The sequence below is a fragment of the Thermovibrio guaymasensis genome, from assembly GCF_003633715.1.
GTDB classification, from domain to species: domain Bacteria; phylum Aquificota; class Aquificia; order Desulfurobacteriales; family Desulfurobacteriaceae; genus Thermovibrio; species Thermovibrio guaymasensis.
Window position 1 is genome coordinate 586,766 of the sequence record NZ_RBIE01000001.1, and the last position, 25,872, is coordinate 612,637.

Consider the following 25,872-nt stretch of genomic DNA (forward strand, 5'->3'; position numbering starts at 1 on the left):
TTTTGTCGGCCAAAGTTTACTACATGTAGACTTTAACGCTGGCCTCCTTCTTTAGCCTATCTGTGTAGTCCTTAAGGGCTTTTTGAAACTTCCTCATGTAGATTTCTTGCTTTATCTTCTCCCTGTCGCACTTGCCCGTTTCTTCACTCTTAACGAAGACTATGAAGTAGCCCTTATCAGTTCTAACCAGCTTGTACTGACCTGGCTTGAGGCTCCAAATGGCTTCGTCAAGGGGTTTTACCAGCATTCCCCTTGTTACTCTACCTATGTAACCTCCCCTCTCGGCAGTAGCCCTGTCCTGGCTCAGTTCTCTTGCGACTTTCTCAAAGGAGACTCCTTCTTTTAGAAGTGAAAGGGCCTTCTCTGCAGTTTCCTGGGAAGTTGTGTAGATGTAGTAAACCTCCCTTACAGGTTTACTCTCCACTTTCCTGCAGTACTTCTCAACTTCAACGGGGGACACTTCAACCTTTGACTTAACCTCTTTTGCTATTAACTTTGTAATGAGGAGCTGTTCCCTCAGCTTTTCCTTAACGTCTTTAATGGTGAGACCCTCCCTTTTGAGGGCCTCTTCAAACTCCTTTTCACTCTTGAAACCGCTTCTCTCTATAAGGTCTTTAAGGGCCCTTTGAAGCTCCCTGTCTGAGACCTTTAAACCCTTTTTCTTGGCCTCTGTTAAAAGGATCTTCTTCTCAATAAGTCTATCCCTTGCAACTCTCAGGTCGTTTATTCCCTTTTCCTTTGCAAACTTAACGACTTCGCTGTAGAGAACTGGCTCCCCATTTACAACCGCAGCTATGAAGTCAACTACCTTTGAGTAACTAACGGTTGGGAGGATAACTATCAAAAGGAGGTAAAGGAGAAGCCTTTTCATTTTCCCTCCTTACTTGCCGTTTATCTGGACTTTTCCCTTCTTTTGGAGTTCCATAACGTACTTTTTAATTGCCTTTCTGAAGGCCTCCTGCTCTTTCTGCTGTTTGAGAGACTGAACTATGAAAGGTTTGAGTGACTGGAAGGGAATTTGTTTTCCGTTTGGATCTATAAACTGCTTTTTATTCTTCTCATAAAAAGCCCTTGCCTCCTCGTCCGTTACGTTAACTTTAGGGACTTTAACGTGTTTCCTTATGAGTTCCTGAACTAGTATCCTCCTTTTGGCCAGTTCCAACTCTTTTTGAACTTTCGGGTCCTTCTCTATTCCCTCCTTTTGGGCTTCCTGGTAGAGGATCTCTTCCTTAACCATGTTCTCAAGGACCATTTTCCTGAACTGAGGGTTATTCTTAAGTCCTTGATATTTAGCGGGCAGACTGTCAATTGCACTGTTGAGCTGGCTTTCCGTAATTTTCTTGCCGTTAACTGTTGCTAAGACCTTATCTGCCGCCATTGATGAAGTTGAGGCTGAAGCTACGATTAGAGCCGTTAGAAGTGCCTTTTTCATTTTTCCTCCAAAAGCAATTATTTGGTGAATAAACTTACTACTAAATTGAAGTAATTGCAAAGATTGGCTGATAGCATATTTTATCCACCGTCCTAAACCTTTTTCTGGGTGAGAAATGAAGAGGAAAGTCAATTTAAGTGAAGTTACAGTAAAGGAGCCTATTAAGGTTGATACTGAAATACAGCCTTCACTGGTGGAGCTCCCCCCTGAGGAAGTTAGCAAGTCTTCCCCCTTTAAACTCCACCTTGAGGTAAAGAAAAAGCCCGTAGGTTATCAGGTTAAAGGTAGGGTTACGGGAGAGGTTGAGCTTACCTGTAGTAGGTGTTTAAAGAAGTTTAGCCATAAGGTTGATAGGGAGTTTAATTACGATCTGATGCCGACTTCCCAAATAAGCGGAGGGCAGATAAAGTCTGGGGAACTTGATATAAAATTCTCCGATGAAAGTATCCTTGACCTTGCCGAAGTTGTTCAGGAGCAGGTTATGTTGGAGCTCCCCGTTAAGCCCCTTTGCAGCCCTGAGTGTAAGGAGGTTAAGTACACAGAAGGGGAGTTTGAGGAGGAAGAGGAGAAGAGAGAAGTTGATAAGAGATGGGAGAAGTTAAAGGAACTTCAAAATAAACTAAGGGAAAAGGAGAAGTAAGATGGCAGTTCCAAAGAGAAAAGTCTCAAGAACTAGAAGGGACAAGAGGAGAACTCACTGGAAGGCCAAGAACCCTGCTATCTCCGTCTGCCCCAACTGTCTTCAGCCAAAGCTTCCTCACAGGGTTTGCAGGCACTGTGGTTACTACAAAGGGGAGACAGTTGTAGAGGTAGAGGAGTAAATGAGGATTGTCCTTGATGCCATGGGGGGTGACTTTGCCCCCCAGGTTCCCGTAATGGGAGCTGTTCAGGCCGTAAAGGAGCTGGGCGTAAAAGTTTTCCTAACGGGGAAGAAGGAACTTGTAGAGAGCGAACTTAAAAAGTACTCCTATCCTGAAGACTTAATTGAAGTAGTTGATGCTTCCCAGTCTGTTAGTATGGATGAACAACCTTCAAAGGCCCTCAGGAAGAGGGACTCCTCAATCCACGTAGGCCTTAACCTCGTTAAAGAGGGGAGGGCCGATGCCTTCGTTAGTGCAGGTAACACCGGTGCGGTTATGGCCATATCCCTCTTCACAGTTGGAAGGATAAGGGGGGTTGAAAGACCTGCCATTACGGCCGTTCTTCCAAACCTTACCGGCTATACTTTCCTACTTGACGTTGGAGCGAACGTTGACTGTAAGCCCTTTCACCTTCTCCAGTTTGCGGTTATGGGTAGCGCTTACGCCCGTTACGTCCTCGATGAGGAGAGGCCAAGGGTTGGTCTTTTAAACGTTGGAGAGGAGGAAGGAAAGGGAAACGAACTGGCTAAGGAAGCCTATAGGCTCCTTAAGGATGCTAAGGATAAGGGCCTTAACTTTATTGGGAATGCTGAAGGAAGGGATATTTATTCTGGGAAATTTGACGTTATAGTTTGTGACGGTTTTGTAGGTAACGTTTGTTTAAAGTTGAGTGAAAGTATAGCTAAAACTCTTGCAAAGATCCTGAAGGAAGAGATAGATAAGCACTTCATCTCAAAAATTGGTGCAATAACTCTAAAGCCGGCGATAAAGGGCTTTAAAAGGAGAATTGATTACGCAGAGATTGGTGGAGCTCCCCTTCTTGGTCTAAACGCTCCTGTTATAATCTCCCATGGGAGCTCAAACGCAAAAGCGATAAAGAACGCTATTAAAACAGCTACCCGTTTTGTAAAGAGCGAACTTAACAGACACATAGAGGAAGAGATAGAGAGGTTCGGGAAGTCAAATGGGAGTTAGAATCGTTTCAACAGGCTCTTACCTGCCAGATAGAGTCCTTACTAACTTTGACCTTGAGAGTATGGTTGAGACCTCCGACCAGTGGATAACTACAAGGACTGGGATAAAGGAGAGGAGGATCAGCAAGGGAGAAACAACCTCAGATATGGCTACTGAGGCGGCGGTAAGGGCTTTAGGGGATGTTTCACCTGAAAACCTTGAGCTCATAGTTGTTGCAACGGCAACTCCCGATTCCTTCTTCCCTTCAACTGCCTGTAAAGTTCAATCAAAGATAGGGAACAGAGGAGCAGTTGCCTTTGACGTTTCTGCTGCCTGCACAGGTTTTATTTATGCCCTTTACGTTGCTGATTCAATTATGAGGAGTAAGGGAGTAAGTAGGGCTCTCGTAATAGGTGCTGAAAGGTTGTCAAAGATAGTTGACTGGAGTGACAGAACCACCTGCATTCTCTTTGGAGATGGTGCAGGAGCAGTTTACCTTGAAACTTCAGAGGATGAAGGGATCCTCGGCTTTGACCTTGGAGCTGACGGTTCTTACGGGGAGCTCCTTGCAGTTCCTTCTGTAGGTTCAAACGAAGAATTTCCTTACTACATTAGGATGAAGGGAAATGAGGTCTTTAAGGTTGCCGTTAGGACTATGGTTGAATCGGCTTTAAGAGTTCTAGAGAAGGTTGGAATGAAGCCTGAAGATGTATCTCTCCTAATTCCTCATCAGGCAAACTTGCGTATAATAAAGGCGGTTTCTGAGAGGTTGGGCATAAATCAGGAGAAAGTCTTTGTTAACCTTGATAGATACGGAAATACCAGTGCAGCTTCAATACCCGTTGCCTTAGATGAAGCCTTAAGGAGCGGAAAGTTAAAGAGGGGAGATGTTGCCCTGTTGGTCGCTTTTGGGGGAGGTTTTACCTGGGGTTCCTGTGTTATAAAAGTTTAAACTAACTGGAGGGAGAATGTTAAAGACGAGGCTCTGTGAGATACTCGGAATTGAGTATCCGATTTTACAAGGGGGAATGGCCTGGATTGCAGATGCCGAGCTTGCCGCTGCAGTTTCAAATGCTGGAGGTCTTGGGATTATTGCAGGCGGTAGCAGGAGCGCTGAAGAGCTCCGCCAGGAGATTAGAAAGTGTAAAGAGCTTACGGATAAGCCCTTTGGCGTAAATGTAATGCTAATGATGCCTAACGCTGAGGATATTATAAGAGTTTGTATTGAAGAGGAAGTTCCGGTAGTAACAACCGGAGCGGGAAACCCGGGAAAGTACATCCCCGCCTTTAAGGAAAAGGGAATAAAGGTAATTCCTGTTGTTGCAAGTGATGCCCTTGCAAAGAGAATGGAGAGGATAGGCGTTGATGCTGTGGTTGCCGAAGGAATGGAAGCCGGAGGCCATATAGGGAAGTTGACTACAATGGTTCTCATTCCTTCCATAGTAAGGGCTGTAAGTATTCCTGTAATTGCTGCCGGTGGAATAGCCCTTGGAGAACAAGCAGCTGCAGCCTTTGCCCTCGGAGCTGAAGGAGTCCAAGTAGGTACTCGCTTCTTGGCAGCTAAGGAGTGTAACGTTCACCCCAAGTATAAGGAGAAGATATTAAAGGCGCGTTTCAATCAGGTTACTGTTACCGGAATTACGACAGGCCATCCTGTAAGGCTCATTGAGAATAAGTTGACTAAGAAGTTTGAGGAACTTGAGTTTTCAGGAGCTCCAAAGGAGGAGCTTGAGGAACTTGGAAGGGGAAGGCTCCGTCTTGCTGCTGAGAGCGGTGATGTTGATTGGGGCTCTGTGATGGCCGGTCAGGTTGTCGGATACGTTAATAAAGAGGAGACGGCTGAGGAAATTATTAAGGACATAATGGGAGGAGCTGAGAGGACCTTGAAGAATTTGTGCAACAAGTTCTTTAATTGTGAGGTTTAACCTATGAAGGTAAACGAAGGGAATTTAAACGCTGAAGGTTTGAAGTTTGCAATAGTTGTTAGCAGGTTCAACTCTTTTATAACTGAAAGGTTACTTGAAGGAGCTCTTGACTGTCTCGTTAGACACGGATGTAGTAAAGACAATATAGAGATCTTTAAGATTCCCGGAGCTTTTGAGATACCTCTTGTTGCAAAGAAGCTTGCAGAGAGAGATTACGACGCAGTTATAGCCCTCGGTGCAGTGATAAGGGGAGAGACTCCCCACTTTGATTACGTAGCTGCCGAGGTAAGTAAGGGAGTTGCCTCTGTTTCCCTTGAAACCGGAAAGCCGGTTATTTTTGGAGTTTTAACTACAGATACGGTTGAGCAAGCAATAGATAGGGCTGGAGCTAAGGCTGGAAATAAGGGTTGGGAAGCAGCTTTAGCGGCTATAGAAATGGTTAACCTCCTAAAGGGTATGGAGAGGTAATGACTAACAGGGATAAGAGAAGGGCAAGACACCACGCTTACCTTATGCTTTACCAGTGGGATATTTCGTCCCTTTCTCCCGAAGAGATATCCTCCCTCTACTGGGAAGAGGTGGAAGAAACTTCACCACAAGTAAAGGAGCTTGCCAAGAGGCTCTTTAGATCAACAGTTGAAAGCCTTGAAAATGTTGATACTGAAATAGAGAAACACTTAAAGGAAGGCTGGAAAGTCTTAAGGCTCCTTCCCGTTGACCGTTCAATCTTGAGGGGGGCTACCTACGAGATCCTAAACTGGAATCTATCTCCTGCCGAGGCCGTAATAAACGATGCCGTTGAATTTGCAAAGCTTTACGGTGAAGACCCAAAGTCTCCAGCATTCATTAACGCCGTCCTTGATAAAGTAAAAAGAGATGTCGGGAAGTAGGCTGGCCCTCTTTGCAGGTTCGGGAGATCTTCCCTTAGAGTTTTTGAAGTCGGCCTCAAGGAGAGGTGAAAAGGTTATTACCTTTGCCCTCTCCGGTATAACCCAGCCTGCCGTTGAGGAGATTTCCTACAGGACTTTCTGGATAAAGCCCTTTAAGTTAGGGGACTTTCTAAAGAAGTTGGCCTCTTCTCAAGTTAGGGAGATAGTTTTCCTTGGAAAAGTTGAACACAGAGTTGCCCTTTCCCTCAGCGGCCTTGACTTAAAGGCCTTAAAGTTCCTCTTCTCCCTTAAAGATAGAAAACCTGAAACCATAATTAAGGGTATTTTCTCTGAAGTTGAGCGTTTAGGTGTGAAAGTTGTAGATCCAATCCCTTACCTGACTCACCTTCTTGTCCCCTCAGGTACCGTAATGGGGAAGGTTCCCTCTGAGGAACTCTTAGAGGAGCTATCTTCTGGAATGGAAATTACGCGGAAGATTGCATCCCTTGATATTGGCCAGACTGTCGTTATAAAGGATGGGGGTGTTGTTGCAGTTGAGGCAGTTGAGGGAACTGATGAGTGTATAAGGAGAGGGGCAAAACTTGCAGGGAAAGGTTTTATAGTCTGTAAAGCCGCTAGAGAGTCTCAAGATATGAAGGTTGACGTTCCAACTGTTGGAATTGAAACTGTTAGGCTTATTAAATCGTTAGGGGGGAAAGCGTTAGCAATTGACTCTGGGAAGACCTACTTGCTCAATAGAGAGGAGGTGGAAGATTTCTGTAAAAAGCATAATTTTTCCCTCGTTTCCCTTTAAGTCCCCCTCCCTCCCCTTATGGAGAGGGAGCCGCCCTTATTGATTTTTCTAACGCCTTCACCTACAAGCTTACTTAAAGTTTTATACGTAATCAATACCTTTAAGTTTTAAACTAAAGTTTGAAGAATTCCCCTAATTTCTCTTTCTGAAGGGATTTTAGGCAGGTTGCCCATCAGAAACTTTTTCTCCATGCACTTTTCAACGAAAAATGCTATGTCGCTCTTTTCAACTCCAAGGTCCTTAAGGCTTGAAGGTATTCCAAGGAACTCTAACCACTCTTCAAGCCCTTCTATTACCTTTCTGTAGTCGCCGTTTATTCCCAGGTGTTTCCCTAGTTCCTCTATTTCCTCTTTAACACTTAGACCGTAGAACTTTAAAACTGAAACTAGGAAAACTCCGTTTGCAAGGCCGTGGGGAACCTTCTTTAAAACCCCTAGAATGTGGGCAAGCGTGTGGACGAGGCCTGCTCCTGCAAGGCTTATTGCCATCCCTCCAAGCAGACTCCCCTTCATAACTCCTTCCCTTGCCACTAGATCTGCAGGGTTTCCTGCTGCCCTTGGAAGGTTCTTGAAGATCAGTTCTGCCCCTTTGAGGGAGTAGAGCTTACTTATTATCCTTGCCCTCTTGGATAGAAGGGATTCAACTGTATGGGTGAATGCGTCAACTCCGGTGTTTACAGTTACGCTCCTCGGCATTGACAAAGTAAGTGTTGGGTCATCAACTGCAAGGGTCGGAAAGAGGTAGTGTGAGATTAAAGGGGCCTTTTTCATTCTTTCCTTGTCTGTAAGCACTGCGTAGGGGGTTACTTCTGAGCCTGAGCCTGAGGTTGTTGGAACTGCAACTAGAGGAATTCCGAGCTTTTTAAACCCTTCAGGGACGCCTATGTACTCCTCTAACTTACCTTCGTTTGTAAGCATTACTGAAACAGCTTTTGCAACGTCAAGGGGACTCCCTCCCCCTATAGCGATTATGAGTGTTGGGGAAAACTCTTTTACTTCCTCTAAAATCTCAAGTGCGTTCTCAACCGTAGGTTCCTGCTTTACGTTGCTGAAGATTTTTATCTCTCCTTTAATGTTTTCCTCTACCTGTTTTACGTATCCGTTTGAGATGGCAGAAGGTGAGCAGATAACTGCCGTTCTTTCTGGGTTTAGCCTGAGGAAGTTGACTTCCTCTTCCAGTTTCTTAAGAGCTCCGTTCCCAAAAACAACTCTCGTTGGAATGTGATACTTCTCAAAAGGCATCTTTCCTCCTTTTGTCTTTTCCTCTATGATACACTCTGATTAAGTATAAAGGAGAGAGGGAAGAGATGAAAATTGCCGAATTTTACCGTATGTGTCCTAACTGCGGAGGGATTATTTCAGACGAAAGGCTTAAAAAGGGACTTCCCTGTGAGAAGTGTTTACCAAAAGAGATTGACTATTCAGAGAGGGAGGAGATATGCTCTGACCTTGGAGATAACTTAAGGAGGTTTGAGGAGCTCTGCTCCCTTGATTCCTTTGTTAAAGACTATACCCGTTTCTTTAAGGAGAAAACAGGTTTTACCCCTTGGTCGCTTCAGATTATGTGGGCAAAGAGGGTTGCCCTTAAGAAGTCCTTTACTATGATTGCTCCTACTGGTGTAGGGAAGACTACCTGGGGCCTTGTAACTTCTGCTTACTTAAAGGGTAAGGTTTATATACTAGTTCCTACGAAGCTCTTGGTTTTGCAAACGCTTGATAGACTCTCAAAACTAACGGATAAGAGAATAGTTGCATATACTGGAAAAAAGAGTGAAAAGGAAGAAATAAAAAGCGGCAATTTTGACGTCCTTATAACGACGACAAACTTCCTCTATAGGAACTTTGAGATTATTCCAAAGCCCTTTAACTTTGTCTTCGTTGATGACGTTGATTCCCTCTTAAAGAGCGCAAAGAACGTTGATAAAGTCATTCAACTTCTCGGCTTTACTGAGGAGGACGTTAACCTTGCTATGAAGGTTATTGACCTTAAGTCAAAGATTGCCTCTTTAGGGGAGAGAGCTCCCAAGTCCCTCTTTGAGAGGTTGAGGAAGTATGAACGGTACCTGGAAAGGAGGAGGGAGGCAATAGAGAACGTCTTGGTTGTATCCTCAGCTACTTCTCAGCCCCGTTCAAAGAGGGTTAAGCTCTTTAGGGAGCTCCTCGGCTTTGAAGTAGGTAAATCTGCTTCAGCTTTAAGGAACGTTGAAGATGTCCTCATATATACAGATAAGGATTTCCTTGATGAAGCTGTAAGGCTCATAAAAAAGTATGGAAAGGGCGTTTTCGTCTTTATTTCTTCAGATATGGGTAAAGATTTTGTTGACGTTGTAGTTGATAGGTTAAACAGTAGTGGAGTTCCTTCTGTTTCTTACGAAGATTTCACCCCTGAAAATCAGGAGAAGTTCGTAAACGGTGAAATCTGGGCTGCAGTCGGAATTGCAAGCTACAGGAACCCCCTTGCAAGGGGTATAGACCTACCTCAGGCTGTAAGGTACGCTGTCTTCCTAGGTGTTCCAAAAATGGAGTTTTCCGTTAGGTTAACCCTTGCTCCTGTGAAGCTCTTTGGAATGCTTCTAGTTTTAAGGGACCTCTTTCCCAGGGAGGAGGAACCTAAGGTAATTTCCTACCTTACCTACCTTAAAAGGTACTTGAGCTTAAAGGAGGAACTCCTTGATAAGTATCCAAGGATAAAGGGGAAGCTTGAAGAGATTAGATCCTTCCTAGAAGGTTATCTGAGCGATGAGGAATTCTTAAAGAAGATTAAAGAGTCTGAGACTGTAATCCTTAAGGAGAGGGATGGGGAGCTCTACGTAGTTGTTGGAGACGCTGCAGGGTACGTTCAGGCTTCCGGTAGGACTTCAAGGATGTTTGCGGGAGGTTTAACTAAGGGCGTTAGCCTTATGTTCGTTGATGACCTTAAGGCCCTTACTTCCCTAAGGAAAAGGATTTTAATCTTCCTTGAAGATGTTAACTTCAAAGTTCTTAGCTACGGCAAGGGTAAAGAGCTTTCAGAGAAGTTCGGGTTTGAGCTTATAGAAGAGAAAGATTTAAGGAGAATTTTTGAGGTAGTTGATAAAGATAGGGAGAGGGTTAGGAAAATCCTCTCAAGAGAGATAACCTCTGAAACAAAGAGTTTGGTCAAGACTGCTCTAGTTGTAGTTGAGTCTCCAAACAAGGCCAGGACTATTGCCTCTTTCTTTGGAAAACCTGTTAGAAGGAGGTTAAAGGACGTAGATGCCTATGAGATAAACATAGGTAACAAACTCCTCTTACTTACAGCATCTAAAGGGCACGTCTTTGACCTTACCGTTAGGGATGGTATCTGGGGAGTTAAGGAGGAAGAGGGAAGGTTTATCACCGTCTATGACACTATAAAGTACTGTACGAAGTGTAACGAACAGACTACTGAACCCTTCTGTTCAAAGTGTGAAGGGAGGCCCGACGTAGATAAAGTAACTATAGTTTCAGCCTTGAGGGAGTTAGCCCTTGAGATTGATGAAGTTTACATAGCCAGTGACCCAGATACTGAAGGGGAAAAGATCGGTTGGGACGTTGGAGTTGTTATCAAACCCTACCAGATGAACTTAAAGAGGATGGAGTTCCACGAGGTAACGAAGTGGGCCTTTATGGAGGCTATTGAGAATCCTAGGGAAGTTGATGAGGACTTAGTAAAGGCCCAGATAGTTAGGAGAGTTGCAGACAGGTGGGTCGGTTTTTCACTCAGCCAGCACCTATGGAAAGTCTTTAAGAAGAACTGGCTCAGTGCAGGTAGGGTTCAGACTCCGGTCTTAGGCTGGGTTATTGAAAGGTACAAAGAGAGTAAAGAGAGGATCGGTGTAATTACGGTTGAAACTGAGGTAGGTAAGTTCTCTTTTAAGTTTGAAGACCTCAAGGAGTTTAAAAGGGTAATACCTGATAAGGTGAAGGTAAAAGTTCTAAAGGTTGAGGAAGTGGACAAAAACCCAAAACCTCCTTTCAATACTGGAGAGCTCCTAAAGGAGGCTTCTGATAAGTTGAACCTGTCTGCAGACAGAGTTATGGAGATTGCCCAGGAGCTCTTTGAGAGCGGTTTCATAACTTATCACAGGACCGATTCAACTAGGGTTTCAACTGCAGGGATGGGAGTTGCTAAAGAGTATATTTCTGAAAAGTTCGGTCCCGATTTTGTTAAGCTGAGGCCGTGGGGTGAAGGAGGGGCTCACGAATGTATAAGGCCTACAAGACCTCTTGACGTTAACGCTTTAAGGACTCTGGTAACCGTTTCAGGTTCAACGGCTAAGATGACTGAGGAGCACTTTGCAGTTTACGATTTAATCTTTAGGCGTTTCATCGCTTCACAGATGGTTCCAGTTAGGGCCGTCAAAGTTGAGCTCCTCCTAAAGCTCTTACCTACCGACGTTGAAACTACAGAGGAGAAGCTTGTAAGAATCGTTAAGGATGGCTGGAACTTAGTTGAGCCTTTAACCGTTGAGGAGCTCCCCTTTGAAGTTAAAGAGGGTGAAACTTACTACTTTGACGTTTTCTCCTATACTAGGAGAAGAGTTCCGAAGGTCTTTCCCTACACTCAGGGAGAGCTCGTTGAGGAGATGAGGAGGAGGAGAATAGGAAGGCCCTCAACTTACGCAAAGATAGTTCAAACTCTCCTTGACAGACACTACGTTGTTCAAAGGGGTAGATTCCTCTACCCTACAAAGTTGGGAGTGGATGTTTACAGTTACTTAAGTACCCACTTTCCCGAGTATACATCGGAGGAGTTTACTAGAGAACTTGAGGAGTTGATGGACAAGGTAGAGAGGGGAGAGGTTGACTATCAGGAGATAATCAGAAACCTAAAACCGGTTTTGAGGTTTGCAAAGATTAACCCGAAACAGACCGTAGGGGATTAGGAGATGACCTTTTCAGCCCGTAGCTTTCCCTTTTCTGCTTTTCCTACTCCGATAAATTCCTCTCCACTTACGACAGAGTACTTTCCTTCTGGGAGCTCCATTTCTAAATCTCTTTTTCTCTTCATCACTTACTTCAAGTTTTGGGAAAGGGAGGACATCTTGAGGAGGAATTAGGTATCTCTCAATACCTTCTTCCTCTATCTTGTCTAGGGTTACAGCCATCTCCTCTCCGATGTTCCCTACTCTCGTTCGCCTTAAATCAGTTACAACTGCACTGCAGCCGAGCTCCTTTCCTATATCGTGAACTAGTGAGCGTACGTAGGTTCCTGAAGAGCAGCAGACTTTAAGGGTAAAGTAGGGGTAGTTAAAGTCAATGAGTTCAAGGGAGTACACCTCTACTTTCCTCGGTGGGAGCTCTACTTCCCTTCCCTCCCTTGCAAGCTGGTAGGCCTTTTTCCCTTTAATCCTTACTGCCGAATAGGGGGGAGGAACCTGCAGGATTTCTCCTGTAAACTTATTAAGGACTCTAAAGAGTTCCTCCTTCTTAATTTCCCTGCACTCAATCTTTTTAACCTTTCCATCTATATCGTAAGTGTCAGATTCAAGGCCGAATCTACCTGTTACTGTGTAACACTTATCCTGTTTTAATAGGTACTCAGAGAGCCTCGTTGCTTTTCCAACCGATAGGATAAGAATACCTGTAGCGAGGGGATCAAGGGTTCCTGTGTGACCTACTTTTACTCCTTTTGGGAGGAGTTTTCTAACTTTAGCTACAACATCGTGGGAAGTAAGCCCTTTAGGTTTGTCAACTATCAGGAATCCAACCATCTATTTATACTCGCACATATCATGTTCAGTGTTGACGAAGTTGGCAAAGTCAATAGGAACTTCTATTATTTTCTTATACTCCCTATCGCTCATTCTATACTTTACAGTGATTTTAAGGGTGTATATGAGGGACTTACTGTAATTTGAGTAAATTGGTTCTATTGTTTCTAGAAGGGCCTGGCTGTACGTTATCTCAACTGTTCCGCTTCCATCTGCTGGAATATCGCTTCCGCTACAGAAAACGTAACTCTTCATCTCTTCAAGGAGCTTAGGATCTTTTGCTTCTTCAGGCATGTATGGATTTGGGATAAACTCTACCGTGCATCCTTCAAAAGTAAGGTCGCTATCTTCTGTAAACTCCTCATCCATATCTGTTTTGGAGAGGTTAACGATTATACTTTTTGTTTGTGGACTTCCGTATTCTGAGCAGGTATTATTTGTATCGTCCCAAGTTGTACAACAAATTATGTCCTGCTCAACTTTACTAACTGTTGTTGTTGAGGTAAGATCTCCTCCTCCTGAACCTGCCCCTCCACAGCTTACAAAGAGGAGTAGCAAAGGAGAGGCTATTCCAATTAATCTCTTCATTTTTCTCCTCCTAAAGTCTCTGTTCCTTCAGAGCTTACTAAAGTCGGAGTTATGAAGACGAGCAGTTGGCTTTTACTAATACTAATTTTGGTATTTTTAAACAACCAACCCAAAAGGGGAATCCTTGATAAGCCTGGGACACCGTTTGTTGACTTTGATTTTTCCTTTTCGTATATACCGCCGATTACAACGGTATGACCATTTTTAATTATTACTTTTGACTTTACGTTCCTCGTATTTATAGCAGGTTCGTTGCTCCCTGTGACTGTTACGTAGTCGTAGTTAGGAGAATCTTTTCTAACTTCAAGGTCCAATATTATTTTTCCGTCATTTGTAATATGTGGCTTAACTTTTAAGATTAGGGAAGCCTTTTTAAAGTTAATGTTGTAACTTGTAGCTCCTCCGGCTCCTACAGTCGACTCTGTATACGGGATCTCTATACCCTGTTCAATGCTTGCTTCCTGGTTGTTTAAGGTAAGGACTTTAGGGCTTGAAATAATTTGTGCATCTCCGTTTAGCTCCATAGCCTTAAGGGCTAATTCAACTTTAATTGTTTGGCTTTTATTGAGTATTCCCAAAGCCAAGGTATTGTCAAATACGGGCATATTGGAGAGCTTCATGTATGTATCTGGAGTTATGAGAGGTGTGTAAGATGAGGTATTAAATCCGTAGGTTGAAGCGATGTACGTTGAATCTGTAGAATCTCCGAGTCTATTGTAACCACTTATATACCACGTGAAGCCAAGGTCTTTTTCAGCTCTAGTTCTAATCTGGACTATTTTTGCTTTGACTAAAACCTGTTTTCTCGGTTTATCGAGGGCAGAAATTAACTCCTTTATCTGTCGGTAGTGGCTCTCTGTTACTTTGAGAATTAAAGAGTTTGTATCTTTGTTGTAGTTTATCTTCTCTCTTGGATCAGAATCAATTACTGACTTAAGCTCTTTTATTATTTCATCAGCGCTTATAAAGCTGAGGGGAAGTATGTAGGTATGTACTGGTTCAAGTTTTTCCTGAACTACCAACTTCTTCTTAGGTAAAATCCTGTAGTAGGCTGGAGTTTCAACGAACGTAAGGTTAAGAGGATCAAGGATTGCTTTAAGGGCTTCCTTCCAATAAACAGGTTTTTTAAAGTCAACGTTGACTTTTCCCTTTACTTCAGGATCAAAGACGACGTTTATCTTTGCTATGTGGGCTATTGCTCTTACTACTGAGCATACATCTGCATTTGTGAAGTGGAGGGCTAATTTAGGTCCGTTATCTTTAGTTTTTACTGCTCCTTTTAAATTTCTGTTTTCTCTTAGACTATAGAGGGTGACGTATAGATTGTTTCTTTTAGTTGTTACTTGGGTTGCTGCAACTTTAGGTGATAGGATTAACTCTATTAAACCTTTTCCTTTAATGTTTTTTACCTCTATCCTTTCTACTAGATTGGCTGGTACTCTTTCCTTAGAAGGCTCAAAAGAGACTTTAGGAACTTCTATAAAGAATATATTCCCTACTTTTTTAAATTCGGGCTTAGAATCTGTTGGAAGTTCTATAACAACTTCCTCTCCTTGGATTGTTCTGATAACGTTAAACTTCGGTTTTATGAAGTTCCCTTCATAGACTTTAAGCTTGACCTTTGAACCTTCCTTTGAAACTTTAAGAGTTCCAGGTTTCGTTAGATCTATCTTTAAAAGCGTATTTCCATTAAAGGGTTTTAAAATGGCTCCTTTGACAAAGTTACCTCTCTTTCTGAGTGAATAAACTTCAGGTATTTTGCAGTTACTGAAGACAACTTCAATCGTCTTTCCCTTTCTTTTAGTAGATTTAATCTGACAACTTCCATCAGTCTTTACATCAACTTCAAGTAGGTCTCTTGGAGCTCCAGCAAAGTTCTCTTTTGTGTAGATAAAATCTACAGAGCTAATCTGTCCTGCTATTGCTAAAGTATTTAAAGCCAATGCAAGGAGAATGGAGCGTTTAATCATTATTAAGACCCTCCGTATCAACGTTCAATTTAATCTCTTCTTTAATTAACTTACCTTTGAATTTCCTATATTTGAAAACAGTAATAGAACCGTTCGTTATCTTTGCTATTTTCTCATTGGGAGAAATAGGATCCCCTTCCGTTAGGATGAAAGTCTCTCCAGTTTCCGGATCTAATAGGACTAGGTAGCGTTTTCCATCTTTTTTAATTACTCCTTGAATGCTCAGTTTACTAAAGAGGATATCTATTTTAGGTTTAAAGAGGTTTATTTCCTTTGGGATTTCCTTTAAAGTTTCTTTATTTTTATTTTCTATTAGAATTTGTTCCTTGGTGAGAATAGGATTTATAAATGGATCTATCATTTCCTTTCCGGTTGCTGTTGCTGTCAACCCTAAAACTCCTGCTATTAGTAAGGCCCTTTTCATTGTTTACCTCTTAAGAGTGAAAGCTTCAATTTCCATGTTGACTAAAATAGTGGCCTTTAAATTTTCTTCCCTTTTACCTCTTCTGTTTGTGGAGTGAGTTGAAGTAATCTTTATGTCTCCAAAGTTTATAATTCGGTTGGCACTTGCAAGCCTTTCACACCACTTTATAAAGGCTGGATAGGTTCCGCTAAGTTCTACCTTGTATGGGTAGGCAATGTAGTACCTTTCGTTTCTTTGACCTTCTTTCTTTATGAATTTTATAGTCATTCCGCTGTCTGCATCGGTAATAGACTTGATTATTTGGCTCACCTCCTCTCTACCTGTAGGAAGTTTATTTTCTATCTCTTCTATTTCCCTGTTCAGTTCCTTAATTTTCCTTACAAGTTCTTTTTTTCTCTTTTCAACAATTTTGAGACGGCTAACTGTAAGTCTTAACTGTTCTGCTTTTTGTTTCTTCTCGTTAAGTTCTTGTTTAAGGGGTAAGATTCTGATGTAGTAGAGAATAAAGAATAGGAGGATACCAACAAGTAGGATAATTAGCCATTTTTGCCACCTTGCCAGTTGGCCCCACTTCTCATATAGGCTCATTAAATATTCCATCACTTTTGCTCCGCTTCAAACTCAAAGTTGTAGAAGTGGACTTTAAGGTTTACTTCTCTATTTTCATAGTCAACTCTTTTAGTTTGCTTAAACTTAACGTTGCCTATGCTATTCTCAACTTTTTTTAGAAAGGTAGGGAATTCCTTTATATTCCAGATATTTCCATTGACGTATACTCTTTTTGAAGAGAGTTTTAATTCATTAAGCCACACGCCTTTCATGTTCTCTTTTGAAGAGAAAAAGTATAAAGGTTTAGGAACCAGTCTCCTTCTGTCCAACTTAGTAACTACTTTTAATTTTTCCTCAAGTTCTCTTTTCTTTGCTGTAAGGTTCTTTTCTATACTTTGGATCTTCCTCAATCTTCTTTTTTCTGCTTGAAATTCTCTGATTTTCTGTCTTGTTGCTTCAATCTGGGATTTTATAGAGTTTTCAAGAAATATTTCTACACTAAACGCCCCTAGTATTACGAGCACTAAGAAGAAAACATCCGGTTTTAAATACTTTTCAAAAGTTGATTCTTTAACTTCGGCAAAGTTAAACCTTAGCATCTTTGTCACCCTTATACCTTAGACTTAGTCCTGCTGCTACTGCAAATTCCTCACACTCGGGTATTCCTGAGAAGGCTAAGGGAGCTCCTTTTCTACACTCTTTACCTGTAAGTTCATTAAAGACATCCTCTATTCCTTTGAGCTTTGCCGTTCCTCCATAGAGGTAGATTTTATTTACTTCAAGGTTAAACCTGTCCTTAAAATTCTCTATGGTCCAGAGAGTTTCAGTTATAATCTTCTTTAGAAATTTTACTTTTATGTCCGTAATGTTTTCTGGTTTATACTCTTTTACACTTATAGTTTCTCCCCTTTTAAGTCTTTCTGCCTCTTCAAAACTTAGCATGAGTTCTTTTTGAATCTGCTCTGTAAGGGAAATTCCTCCATACTCAACGTTCCTCGTTATGTAGGGATAGCCCCCAAAGCTAATAATTATCTTTGTGTATGAAGCTCCAATATCCACCAAACATACTGGAACGGCAGTTTGGTCCGGGTTATTCAAGTAGAACTGGTTATTGATAGCAGCAGGTTCTATATCTATCACTACAGGTTCAAGCCCTGCTTTTCTAAGTAGCTTTATCCTTCCTTCAAGGAAGTCCTTCCTTACTGCTGCAATGGCAATGTCCATGTTTCCTTTCTCAATGGATATTGGAAGGATTCTGTAGTCAATTTTGACTAAGGGAAACTCTTCAGGACTTATTATGCTTTGCATGTACTCTGTAACTGCTTCTTCTGGGTCTTTAGCAGCTGAGACGCTCAAAACACTGTAGAAGCAGGAATTTAAAGGTACGTGAATTACCACTTCTTTGTCCTTTATCTTCTGTTCCTTTAGTAATTCCTGTATTGAGTTAATAAGCTCAAATTCGTCTATTATTTCAGTTCCTGCAAAAACTTGTTCCTTGTACTCCTTTAATCCGTAAGACTTAACCTTGTATAGACTTCCTTTCTTTTCTGACTGGACGATCTTTAAAGAGGAGGTTCCTATGTCTAATGCAGGGTAGAGGTAGTTACTTCCCTTTAGGAATTTACTTAGCCATCCCATTCCGTCCCCTTAAAGAGGTCTAATCGTGCTTATGCTTACTATTGGAAGTAGCAGAGCGTAAACAATGAAACCTATTACTAGTCCAACCATTAACATCGTAGCAGGCTCAAGTAGGGAAGTCAAGTTTTTTACTTTAAACTCAACTTCGTTTCTTAAATAATTTGCCGCTTTTTTACACATTAGACTTAACTCTCCGGATTTTTCTCCGGTCCTTATTAGTTGATTAACTACTTTTGGAGCCCTTAACTTTGCTAGCTCCTTGTTTAAAGAAGTTCCCTTCTTAATTCCTTCTTTAACTTTAAAAAGTACCTTTTTAAGGTAAGTGTTCTTTACCGTTTCTGTAGCAGTTTCAAAAGCTTCTATTAGAGGTATTCCCGATGACAGTAAGTTTCCCAACGTATCAAAGAAGCGCTGCAGTTCTACGAAGAAGATTATCTTTCCAATTACAGGTATTTTTAGCTTAAATTCGTCAAAACTCTCTCTTTTCTTTGTAGCTGTAAAGAAGATTGTAGTTGTTAGTCCGGTTAGAAGAGCAAGTATAAGTGGATAATTTTGAGTTAATACACGGCTGACTCCTATTACGATTTTCGTACTGGTCGGCAGAGATAACCTTGCAGTTTTGTAGATTACCACGACTTTAGGTATTACAACAGACATCATAAACACTACTACTGCTAACGCCACGACAAAGAGGACTGAAGGGTATATTAAGGCCTGAATGACTTTTCCTTTCAGTTCTTCTCTCTTTTCCAGTATCTCAGCAGCAGTTAAGAGGTTTTTGGTTAAGAGACCAGACTTTTCCCCAGACTTGACTAAGGCAATAACAATTTGATCCTCTATTCCAGCTTCAAGGAGGGCTTGACTGAGGGGAACTCCCTCCTTCAACCTTGAGCTAACTTTTTTGAAGAAGACTGCAAGGTGTTTTGATTCTTCCGATTCTGTGAAAGATTCAACTGCCTCTACTATCGGTATTCCTGCATCAAGGAGGGTTGAAAGGGTTCTCAGGAATACTATTAGTTCCTGTGATGAGGGGATATTCTTCCTTATTCTAAAAAGATCCTTTCTCCTCTTCTTTTCTCTTTTCTCTTCCTCTATCTGGTAGGGGTATATTCCTCTAGCCTTTAGTAGTGAGTAGGCTGCCGACTTTGAAGGTGCCTCAATTACTCCTTTTACCTCTTTTCCTTGACTGTTAATTCCTCTGTACGAAAATACAGCCATTAGCTCCTAGCCACCCTAAGGACTTCCTCTGGAGTTGTTATTCCCATAGTAACTTTAACTGCACCGTCCATCTTTAGGGTTTTCATTCCCTTTTCTAAAGCTAGTTCCTTTATCTCTTCGCTATCCTTTCTCTCTAAGATTAAGCGTTTAATATCCTTGTCTATTTGTAATATCTCGTAAATTGCCGTTCTTCCAAGGTACCCAGTTCCAAGGCAGTGTTCACACCCTTTACCTCTTGCAAATTTACCGGAGAAGTTTTTAATTCCGAGCTCCCTCTTTTCTTCCTCCGTAGGTGTGTAAAATTCCTTACAGTAAGGACAAACTTTCCTAACTAACCTCTGGGCTATTACTCCTATTACAGATGAGGCTACCAGGAAAGGCTCTATTCCCATATCGGTTAGCCTTGTTATTGAAGAAGGGGCATCGTTTGTATGGAGAGTTGAGAAGACAAGGTGTCCGGTGAGGGCTGATTGGATTGCTATCTCTGCAGTTTCAGTATCCCTGATTTCTCCTACCATTATTACGTCTGGGTCCTGCCTTAGTATACTTCTTAGAGTATTTGCAAAGGTAAGGCCTATTTCAGGTTTAACTTGAACTTGGGAAATTCCATCAAGTTGATACTCAACGGGATCCTCAACGGTTATTACGTTTATCTCTTCCCTGTTTATCTCTGAGAGGGCGGCGTAAAGGGTCGTTGTTTTACCAGAACCGGTTGGTCCCGTTACCAGTAAGATCCCGTGGGGGGATTTTATTAAATCCATAAACTTTTCATAGTCTTCCGGAAGTAGTCCAAGTTCTTTCGTTGAGTAGAGGATACTCTCCTTCATTAAAAGCCTAAGGACAACTCTCTCCCCAAAGTAGGTGGGAAGAGTTGAAACCCTTATGTCTATCTCCTTCCCTCCTGCCCTTATCATTATCCTTCCGTCCTGAGGAAGCCTCTTCTCTGCTATGTCAAGGTTTGCCATTATCTTTAGCCTAGATACAACTGCAGGAATTTTGCTCTTTGGTATTTCCCTAACTGTCTTAAGGACTCCATCTACTCTTAGCCTTACCCTCATTCTGTCTCTAAAGGGTTCAAAGTGGATATCGCTTGCCCTTCCCCTAACTGCCAACATCAGGATTTCGTTTATGAGCTGAACGATTGGGGCTTCCTCTAAAGAAGTTAGTATGTCCTCTTCTCTCTTCTCTACTTCCCTCTCTTGAACTACTTCCTCCTCACTTCCCTGTAGGAGGTTATTTATCTCGTCGTAAGGAACTACTACAACCTTTACCGGTTTAGATAGGAGCCATTCAAATTTCTTTATTCCTTCCCTGTTAAAGGGGTTGTCTGTTCCTACTACAACTTCTTCATCGGTTTCGTAGAGTGGAACTATTCTTTCCCTTCTAATTAGTTGGCTTGGAACTTTCTCAATGAGCTCCTTTTGAGGTTTTGGAGGATTCCTTAAGAAATCAAAACCGACCTCTTTAAATAGCTCTTCTGCCTCTTTTAGGTGCCACTTTAAAAGGCCTGAGGCTTCTCTGAAGGATTGGAGCTCCTGTTTAGGTAGGAGCCCTTTCCCCTTTAACTCCTCTATAAACTCTTTCTCACTTAAGTTTTTTAACCTCAATTTCCATTCCTTCATTTAGTTCAAACTTTCCGAATCCTTTTATGTCTGAGAGTACACTACTTCTAGTTCTCTTAATTTCTTCAAGGTTTTCGTTGTACTCGTTTACTTTTGTGCTTGTAAGGGAGTTTTCCTCCTGAACGTTTCTGACAACTTTAGGGGTAATAAATACTAGCAGGTTGGTTTTCTCAATCTGGTGTCCAGTCTTTTTAAACAAGTTACCTACGACAGGTATACTTCCCAGTACTGGAATCCTCTCAACCGTCGTTAGCTTCTTCTTCTTAATTAAACCACCAATAACTAAAGTCTGGCCGTTTTTGACGTCAACCGTTGTCCTAGTTTCCCTCTTTGAGGTAATAGGAGCTGTTTGATCTGCATTTGCATAACCTACTACGTCTTCTACCTTTTCGTAAACCTTTAACCTAACTTCTCCTGATGCGGTTATGTGAGGAGTTATCTTTAGAACTATTCCAACGTCCTTATAGTCGTAGGAGATTACAGGATTGTTGTTTGCGTCGTACTTCAATCCGGTAGAGTAAGGAATCACTTTTGATATGTTTATCTCTGCCTCTTCGTTATCCAAAGTTAAGATTTGGGGGGTTGCTATAACATTAACTCCGCCTTCCTTTGCGTAGGCGTTGAGTAAGAGACCTATGTCTGGAGTTCCATCTCTCCACTTAGCTATACCAAGTAAAAGTCCGGGGGATGCAGAGGGGTATCCTGGTTGGAGGGGAAGGTTTCCGTACAAACTTCCTCCAAATGGAACGTGCTCTCCCCTTGAGAGGAATTTCCACTCAACCCCCATCTGGAGGAGCTTATCCATTGACATTTCAACAATTTGAACTTCAACAAATACTTGGGGTCTTTTAACGTCTATGCTCTTTATTATTTCCTTTATTACCGCAAAGTCTTCAGGTTTTGAAAGAACTATTAGAGAGTTGCTCGATTTGTCTGCAACTATCTTTACAGCTCCAGTAAGCCCGTACTTCTTCTTGTCGCTCCCCTTAAATAGGCTGTCAAGGACTTTTGCCGTGTCCTCTGCAAATGCGTAGTTAAGCCTGACTATGTGAACGTTTCCTTTTTTTACCTTAATGGGCTTATCTAATTTTGCAATCAGTGAGTTAACCTGTCTAACGATTTTGGGAGTTCCTACTAGGTAGAGGGTGTTTGTCCTTTCATCCGTTGCAAAGTGGAAGTAGTCCCTTCCTGGAATTGGGAATGTTTTTGCTATATCAAAGGCAAAGCCCTTTTCAAGGAGTGCCTTTAGTACTTTCTCAACGTCTTCAGCCCTTGCGTTTTTTAACTTGTAGGAAGCTATTTGAAGGCTTACCGGAGCCCTATCAAGCCTGTTCAAAACTGTTATTAGCTTGTGGATGTTCTTCTCTTTATCGGTTACTATTATGGCGTTTGAATCCCTTACTATACTCACCTTTCCGACTCTTGAAAGCATGTTCCTCGCCATTGAGTGTAAGTTTGCTACTAGTAGGTGTTTTGGTATATAGATGTACGTAAGGACCTTATCTCCACCGTCAATTTTTCCCCTTGCGACCGTTGCTGACTCTCTTGCAACTTGGTTGTTCCTCACTATCTTCACGTAGTGGCCGTAATCAACAACTTGGTATCCCAGCTCGTCAAGGGCTGCAACGTAGAGGTTGAAGAGCTCTTTCCTTGGAATGGGCTGGGGGGAAATAACGGTTATCTTTCCCCTTAAACTTGGAGGAATTACGATATTTTTACCTGTGGCCTTACTAACTATCTTTGTAAAATCCTTTATATCAACTTCCTCAAAGTTAACCTGAACTGAGGAAGGTTCTTGAGATAGGGATTTTTCAGGGGCGCCCATCAGGGTTAAAATCGTATATAGGACCGATAGTTTCCTTCTCATCTTTCTCTCCCTATTCTATCTCGTAATTTAGTTTGACTTTTCTTCCTCTTCTTAAGACTGTTATAGTTATTGAATCAGCGTTCTTTAGCTTTTCAAAGGCTGCAAAAGAGTCTTCAGGTGTTCTTATCCTTATCTCATTTATGGAGAGGATAATATCCCCTGGCCTTATTCCAAGTTTATAGATAAAGCTTTTTGGGTTAACGTAGTTAACCTTTAACCCTTCAGGGTTCTTTACTGGAACGATGTTTATGTACTTGAGGAAATCTCCGGTTGAAATTTGATTAATGATTTCCTTCCTCCTTATGAAGAAGGTTTTTCCATTTTCGTAGGCTCTCTTTCTCTCTAAAGTTTCCTTTCCCTTGAGTTTGAGGATAAACTTCCTTCTTCCCTTTGATAGAACTACCTCTTCAGGGTAGACCTTTTCGACTTTGTAGCCTGCAATTTCTTGACCTTCAGATACTATAAGTGTCTTTCCGGAACTGTCCTTCAGTATTGCTATACTGTGGCCACACTTTGAACATATTACAGTTCCCTTTAGGGTGTAGGTTTCAAAAGAGATTATTGTTTCCTGAGGGATCTCTTCTACCCTCTCCTTCTTCCCTCTTGAAAGGAAGAAACCTTCCCTCTCAAGGTTGTAGCTTAGGTTAAACCTCTGAGGAACGGTTTTATACAGGGATAAGGAGAACTTCTTGCACGGTTTTACTTTTAAAAGGGCAAGTGAGGATATGAAGTAGGAAAGTGAATAGGCGAACAGTACAGTAATAAATAAGTTTAATGCTGTTTCACCCTTTAATCTCATTCAAGAGCTCCTTCACCATGGCTAACTGCCCTTCCCTATCTTCCTTCTCTACTTCCTTATCAAGTATTGCATATTTTACTCTATTTAGAATTTTCTTATAAACCGGTCCCGGTTTTAAGCCGAGCTCCTTTAAGTCCTCTCCTCCGATTAAGGGCTTTACAAACCTGCTTTCCTTCATGAAGTTTAGCACCTTCTCCTTTACTTCATCAGAGGTGGCTCCAAGGAGAATGAGAAGTTCTTCGGGCTTTTTCTCAAGTATCTGGTACACTTGGCTGGGGAGGTTTGCTTTCCTTAGTTTCTGGAGCGTAGGGTGGATTTCCTTTAGAACCGACTTTAAAAGTTTCCTCTCCTTCTCAGGCACTGCAAGTTCCTCTATGTATTTTTCAACTCTCTCGTGGGGTTCTTTAAAGAAGAGAGCTCCAAGGTAAGCTATGTGGTAAAGGGTTTCCTTTTCAGGGAAGTTTAGTTTATGCCAAGTTATTATTTTCCTTACCCTTTCAAAAAGGTCTTTTTTACTCCTGTCCCACCTTAAGTTTGGAAAGAGCTCTTTTAGAACTCCGTACTTTTCCATCTTTAAGAAAACCCTTAGGGGGTTCTCCTCGTTTAGAATCTGTTTTAGCTCGTGGTAGATTCTCTGTCCTTCAACGGTTTTAAATAGCTTCCTCTCAACTGCTATCTTTAAGAGTTTTTCTGTGTGTTTTCCCAAATCAAACCTGTAGCGGGTTGAAAACCTGAGAGCTCTCAGTATCCTTGTAGGATCTTCAACGAAGGAGAGGGCGTGGAGAACTCTTATTTTCCTGTCCTTTATGTCTTTCAGAGCTCCAAAAAAGTCTATTAGTTTTCCAAACTCCTTCTCATTTATCTTTACTGCCAAAGTGTTGATTGTAAAATCCCTTCTGAATAGGTCTTTCTTTAAGGGAGCAGACTCAACTTCAGGAAGAGCTCCGGGGGAGCGGTAAACTTCCGTCCTTGCAGATGCCATATCTATTCTCGTTCCATCTTTAAATACTAAAGTTGCCGTTTTGAACCTGTCAAACGTGTGAACTTTTGCAGAGAGTTCTCTTCCCAATACCTTTGCAAACTCTGTTGCATCTCCCTCAACAACTATATCAATATCAAAATTCTTCCTTCCAATTATCAAGTCCCTTACAAACCCTCCGACTATGTAGGCGTTTATCCCCAACCTATCGGCTATCTGGCCGATTTTCTGTATTAGGTTAAAGAGCTCTTCAGGTAAAGTTTCCTTTAACTTCCCCTTAACGTTCCTGTAGTGGGGTTGACCGCTCCTCTTTCTTTCGTAGTACTTCTGCGTTTCCTCAAGTTCTTCCCTGTAGAGGTTCATGAGGATGTCTGTTCTTGTTATTACCCCGATAACTTCCCTTCCTTCAACAACCGGAACGAAGCTCTGCTGCCTTTTAACTATTATCTCCTCAACTCTACTTATGGGCTCTTGAGGGTTTACGGTAAAAAACTCCCTCTCCATTACCTCCTCTACTGGGTTCTTTTCAAGCCCCATGTAGAGGGCTTTATCAAGGAGGGCTCTCGTTACTATTCCCTCAATTTCCTCTCTTTCGTTAACTACAGGGGCTGCATTTATGCTGTTTTTCATCAGGATTTTCCTTGCCTCTTCAACTGTTGCACCTTTCTTAATTGAAATTACGGGAGACGTCATTATGTCCTGTGCCCTCTTAAGGGGAACTATGACCTCTTCAAGTACTTCCTTAAGCTCTTCAAGGACTTCAAAGGCGGTTTTCCCCTTAATAGACGCTGAGGCTGCTTCCCTGTGACCTCCTCCCCCAAACCTTTCTGCTACGAGGGATACGTCAACTTTTTTCGTCCTGCTCCTTCCTATTAAGAAAGTTGTTGATTGAACTTCAACCACCCCAAAGATTGCCGGTAGTGAGTAGATGTCCATTATCCTGCTGATGAGGGGAGCTATGTCACCTACGTAGGAGTCAAACCTTCCATAAGTTATTCCTAACTGGTTTCCGTGGACTTCCACTACTTTCAAGTTGTCCTTTAAAACCTTTAATAGGTCTATCTCTTTTTCCGTTAGTTCCTTTGGCAAGTACTTCTTTACGAACTCAACGTCGGCTCCTACAGAGAGTAAGAAGGCTGCAGCTAGGAAGTCTATGGGTTTTGTTGATGGATACCTGAAAGAGCCTGTATCTGAGTAGATTCCGGAAAGCATTGCGCTTGCTTCGTAGGGGTTCGGAATTAGCCCTTTTCCTTTAAGGATTAGTGCTATTATTGAAGTTGTCGCTCCTGCCTCTTTGTAGTGGAGCTGGCTGACCTTTCCAAGGAGTTCCTCAGAGTGGTGGTCAAAAATAATTACCTGCGTTTTATCGCTTATCCTTCTCTTTAAGGCTTCCGGTATCCTTTCAAGGTTATCTGTATCAACCACTATCAGCTTTCCTATTTCTCCTTCAAAGTCTTTCTCTTCTGTAAATTCAAGGATTTCAGGGTTTTCCTCAAGGAGTTTAATTACGTCCTCCCCCTTCGTTTCGGGTAGAACTACCTCCCCTTCAGGGTAGATTTTCTTTACACCTATAACTGCTCCTAGGGCGTCAAGGTCCATATTTTTATGGGTCGTTATCACGGTTTTCATCGTATAATCTCCGAGAAAAGGA

24 protein-coding genes are annotated in these 25,872 nt (G+C 42.0%); 9 read left to right on the forward strand and 15 right to left on the reverse strand.

The window, feature by feature from the left end; genetic code table 11:
• Positions 1-19 precede the first annotated feature (19 nt).
• On the reverse strand, positions 20-871 hold the full coding sequence (locus tag C7457_RS03180; RefSeq protein WP_121169991.1) for a peptidylprolyl isomerase: 852 nt from the start codon (positions 869-871) through the stop codon (positions 20-22).
• A gap of 9 nt (positions 872-880) precedes the next feature.
• Positions 881-1,432: a SurA N-terminal domain-containing protein gene (locus tag C7457_RS03185; protein ID WP_121169992.1), complete on the reverse strand. Its 552-nt coding sequence runs from the start codon at positions 1,430-1,432 to the stop codon at positions 881-883.
• A 115-nt stretch (positions 1,433-1,547) separates the two neighbouring features.
• On the opposite strand from C7457_RS03185, the gene C7457_RS03190 reads away from it, so the two are divergent.
• Genes C7457_RS03190 through C7457_RS03225 form a run of 8 tightly spaced genes read left to right on the forward strand, consistent with a single transcriptional unit; the run spans position 1,548 to position 6,854 of the window.
• Entirely contained in the window at positions 1,548-2,072 is a 525-nt protein-coding gene (locus tag C7457_RS03190) for a YceD family protein (RefSeq protein WP_121169993.1), read from the forward strand.
• A 1-nt stretch (position 2,073) separates the two neighbouring features.
• On the forward strand, positions 2,074-2,253 hold the full coding sequence (gene rpmF / locus C7457_RS03195) for a 50S ribosomal protein L32 (RefSeq protein ID WP_121169994.1): 180 nt from the start codon (positions 2,074-2,076) through the stop codon (positions 2,251-2,253).
• Positions 2,254-3,267: a phosphate acyltransferase PlsX gene (gene plsX, locus C7457_RS03200; RefSeq protein ID WP_121169995.1), complete on the forward strand. Its 1,014-nt coding sequence runs from the start codon at positions 2,254-2,256 to the stop codon at positions 3,265-3,267.
• Complete coding sequence (locus C7457_RS03205; protein WP_121169996.1) at positions 3,257-4,198, forward strand: beta-ketoacyl-ACP synthase III; 942 nt, start codon at positions 3,257-3,259, stop codon at positions 4,196-4,198. Before plsX ends, C7457_RS03205 begins: the two co-directional genes overlap by 11 nt.
• Positions 4,199-4,214: 16 nt before the next feature.
• Positions 4,215-5,171: an enoyl-[acyl-carrier-protein] reductase FabK gene (fabK, locus tag C7457_RS03210; protein ID WP_121169997.1), complete on the forward strand. Its 957-nt coding sequence runs from the start codon at positions 4,215-4,217 to the stop codon at positions 5,169-5,171.
• 3 nt (positions 5,172-5,174) lie between these two features.
• The gene (gene ribH / locus C7457_RS03215; RefSeq protein ID WP_121169998.1) at positions 5,175-5,639 is read left to right on the forward strand and encodes a 6,7-dimethyl-8-ribityllumazine synthase; all 465 of its coding nucleotides are present in this window, start codon (positions 5,175-5,177) and stop codon (positions 5,637-5,639) included.
• Entirely contained in the window at positions 5,639-6,061 is a 423-nt protein-coding gene (gene nusB, locus C7457_RS03220) for a transcription antitermination factor NusB (RefSeq protein WP_121169999.1), read from the forward strand. Before ribH ends, nusB begins: the two co-directional genes overlap by 1 nt.
• Positions 6,048-6,854: an LpxI family protein gene (locus C7457_RS03225; RefSeq protein WP_121170000.1), complete on the forward strand. Its 807-nt coding sequence runs from the start codon at positions 6,048-6,050 to the stop codon at positions 6,852-6,854. Before nusB ends, C7457_RS03225 begins: the two co-directional genes overlap by 14 nt.
• A 107-nt stretch (positions 6,855-6,961) precedes the next feature.
• Here C7457_RS03225 and C7457_RS03230 read toward each other — a convergent pair whose 3' ends face one another.
• On the reverse strand, positions 6,962-8,095 hold the full coding sequence (locus tag C7457_RS03230) for an iron-containing alcohol dehydrogenase family protein (RefSeq protein ID WP_121170001.1): 1,134 nt from the start codon (positions 8,093-8,095) through the stop codon (positions 6,962-6,964).
• 65 nt (positions 8,096-8,160) lie between these two features.
• Between C7457_RS03230 and rgy the strand changes: the two genes are divergently transcribed.
• Entirely contained in the window at positions 8,161-11,739 is a 3,579-nt protein-coding gene (gene rgy / locus C7457_RS03235; protein ID WP_121170002.1) for a reverse gyrase, read from the forward strand.
• 12 nt (positions 11,740-11,751) lie between these two features.
• Here rgy and truB read toward each other — a convergent pair whose 3' ends face one another.
• The 12 genes from truB to C7457_RS03295 form a co-directional block, all read right to left on the reverse strand.
• Positions 11,752-12,567, reverse strand: coding sequence for a tRNA pseudouridine(55) synthase TruB (gene truB, locus C7457_RS03240; RefSeq protein ID WP_245939567.1), 816 nt, complete (start codon positions 12,565-12,567; stop codon positions 11,752-11,754).
• A complete protein-coding gene (locus C7457_RS03245) occupies positions 12,568-13,155 on the reverse strand; it encodes a hypothetical protein (protein WP_121170003.1) in 588 nt (195 codons plus the stop codon).
• Positions 13,152-15,125 (reverse strand): type IV pilus secretin PilQ, encoded by a 1,974-nt coding sequence (gene pilQ, locus C7457_RS03250; protein ID WP_121170004.1) that lies wholly within the window; start codon positions 15,123-15,125, stop codon positions 13,152-13,154. The genes C7457_RS03245 and pilQ overlap by 4 nt, the downstream gene beginning before the upstream one ends.
• Positions 15,118-15,549, reverse strand: coding sequence for a hypothetical protein (locus C7457_RS03255; protein ID WP_121170005.1), 432 nt, complete (start codon positions 15,547-15,549; stop codon positions 15,118-15,120). Before C7457_RS03255 ends, pilQ begins: the two co-directional genes overlap by 8 nt.
• 3 nt (positions 15,550-15,552) lie before the next feature.
• Positions 15,553-16,149: a type IV pilus inner membrane component PilO gene (locus tag C7457_RS03260; RefSeq protein ID WP_121170006.1), complete on the reverse strand. Its 597-nt coding sequence runs from the start codon at positions 16,147-16,149 to the stop codon at positions 15,553-15,555.
• Positions 16,149-16,622 (reverse strand): hypothetical protein, encoded by a 474-nt coding sequence (locus tag C7457_RS03265; protein WP_170137339.1) that lies wholly within the window; start codon positions 16,620-16,622, stop codon positions 16,149-16,151. Before C7457_RS03265 ends, C7457_RS03260 begins: the two co-directional genes overlap by 1 nt.
• A gap of 61 nt (positions 16,623-16,683) precedes the next feature.
• Positions 16,684-17,736, reverse strand: a complete 1,053-nt coding sequence (gene pilM, locus C7457_RS03270) for a type IV pilus assembly protein PilM (protein ID WP_121170008.1) — start codon at positions 17,734-17,736, stop codon at positions 16,684-16,686.
• A gap of 9 nt (positions 17,737-17,745) precedes the next feature.
• Positions 17,746-18,954: a type II secretion system F family protein gene (locus C7457_RS03275; protein WP_121170009.1), complete on the reverse strand. Its 1,209-nt coding sequence runs from the start codon at positions 18,952-18,954 to the stop codon at positions 17,746-17,748.
• The gene (gspE, locus tag C7457_RS03280; protein ID WP_245939568.1) at positions 18,954-20,561 is read right to left on the reverse strand and encodes a type II secretion system ATPase GspE; all 1,608 of its coding nucleotides are present in this window, start codon (positions 20,559-20,561) and stop codon (positions 18,954-18,956) included. Before gspE ends, C7457_RS03275 begins: the two co-directional genes overlap by 1 nt.
• Complete coding sequence (gspD, locus tag C7457_RS03285; RefSeq protein ID WP_121170011.1) at positions 20,539-22,443, reverse strand: type II secretion system secretin GspD; 1,905 nt, start codon at positions 22,441-22,443, stop codon at positions 20,539-20,541. The genes gspE and gspD overlap by 23 nt, the downstream gene beginning before the upstream one ends.
• Positions 22,444-22,453: 10 nt before the next feature.
• On the reverse strand, positions 22,454-23,242 hold the full coding sequence (locus tag C7457_RS03290) for a PDZ domain-containing protein (protein WP_121170012.1): 789 nt from the start codon (positions 23,240-23,242) through the stop codon (positions 22,454-22,456).
• Positions 23,226-25,850, reverse strand: a complete 2,625-nt coding sequence (locus C7457_RS03295) for a CBS domain-containing protein (RefSeq protein WP_121170013.1) — start codon at positions 25,848-25,850, stop codon at positions 23,226-23,228. Before C7457_RS03295 ends, C7457_RS03290 begins: the two co-directional genes overlap by 17 nt.
• Positions 25,851-25,872: the final 22 nt, after the last annotated feature.

Excerpts from the sequence above, each read along its gene's own strand:
- C7457_RS03275 (WP_121170009.1), bottom strand. The coding sequence starts at position 18,954 with ATGGCTGTATTTTCGTACAGAGGAATTAACAGTCAAGGAAAAGAGGTA.
- truB (WP_245939567.1), bottom strand. The coding sequence starts at position 12,567 with ATGGTTGGATTCCTGATAGTTGACAAACCTAAAGGGCTTACTTCCCAC.
- ribH (WP_121169998.1), top strand. The coding sequence starts at position 5,175 with ATGAAGGTAAACGAAGGGAATTTAAACGCTGAAGGTTTGAAGTTTGCA.
- rpmF (WP_121169994.1), top strand. The coding sequence starts at position 2,074 with ATGGCAGTTCCAAAGAGAAAAGTCTCAAGAACTAGAAGGGACAAGAGG.
- gspD (WP_121170011.1), bottom strand. The coding sequence starts at position 22,443 with ATGAGAAGGAAACTATCGGTCCTATATACGATTTTAACCCTGATGGGC.
- C7457_RS03185 (WP_121169992.1), bottom strand. The coding sequence starts at position 1,432 with ATGAAAAAGGCACTTCTAACGGCTCTAATCGTAGCTTCAGCCTCAACT.
- C7457_RS03295 (WP_121170013.1), bottom strand. The coding sequence starts at position 25,850 with ATGAAAACCGTGATAACGACCCATAAAAATATGGACCTTGACGCCCTA.
- C7457_RS03260 (WP_121170006.1), bottom strand. The coding sequence starts at position 16,149 with ATGGAATATTTAATGAGCCTATATGAGAAGTGGGGCCAACTGGCAAGG.
- C7457_RS03225 (WP_121170000.1), top strand. The coding sequence starts at position 6,048 with ATGTCGGGAAGTAGGCTGGCCCTCTTTGCAGGTTCGGGAGATCTTCCC.
- C7457_RS03180 (WP_121169991.1), bottom strand. The coding sequence starts at position 871 with ATGAAAAGGCTTCTCCTTTACCTCCTTTTGATAGTTATCCTCCCAACC.
- C7457_RS03190 (WP_121169993.1), top strand. The coding sequence starts at position 1,548 with ATGAAGAGGAAAGTCAATTTAAGTGAAGTTACAGTAAAGGAGCCTATT.
- fabK (WP_121169997.1), top strand. The coding sequence starts at position 4,215 with ATGTTAAAGACGAGGCTCTGTGAGATACTCGGAATTGAGTATCCGATT.
- C7457_RS03205 (WP_121169996.1), top strand. The coding sequence starts at position 3,257 with ATGGGAGTTAGAATCGTTTCAACAGGCTCTTACCTGCCAGATAGAGTC.
- pilQ (WP_121170004.1), bottom strand. The coding sequence starts at position 15,125 with ATGATTAAACGCTCCATTCTCCTTGCATTGGCTTTAAATACTTTAGCA.
- C7457_RS03230 (WP_121170001.1), bottom strand. The coding sequence starts at position 8,095 with ATGCCTTTTGAGAAGTATCACATTCCAACGAGAGTTGTTTTTGGGAAC.
- plsX (WP_121169995.1), top strand. The coding sequence starts at position 2,254 with ATGAGGATTGTCCTTGATGCCATGGGGGGTGACTTTGCCCCCCAGGTT.
- rgy (WP_121170002.1), top strand. The coding sequence starts at position 8,161 with ATGAAAATTGCCGAATTTTACCGTATGTGTCCTAACTGCGGAGGGATT.
- C7457_RS03255 (WP_121170005.1), bottom strand. The coding sequence starts at position 15,549 with ATGAAAAGGGCCTTACTAATAGCAGGAGTTTTAGGGTTGACAGCAACA.
- pilM (WP_121170008.1), bottom strand. The coding sequence starts at position 17,736 with ATGGGATGGCTAAGTAAATTCCTAAAGGGAAGTAACTACCTCTACCCT.
- nusB (WP_121169999.1), top strand. The coding sequence starts at position 5,639 with ATGACTAACAGGGATAAGAGAAGGGCAAGACACCACGCTTACCTTATG.
- C7457_RS03245 (WP_121170003.1), bottom strand. The coding sequence starts at position 13,155 with ATGAAGAGATTAATTGGAATAGCCTCTCCTTTGCTACTCCTCTTTGTA.
- C7457_RS03290 (WP_121170012.1), bottom strand. The coding sequence starts at position 23,242 with ATGAGATTAAAGGGTGAAACAGCATTAAACTTATTTATTACTGTACTG.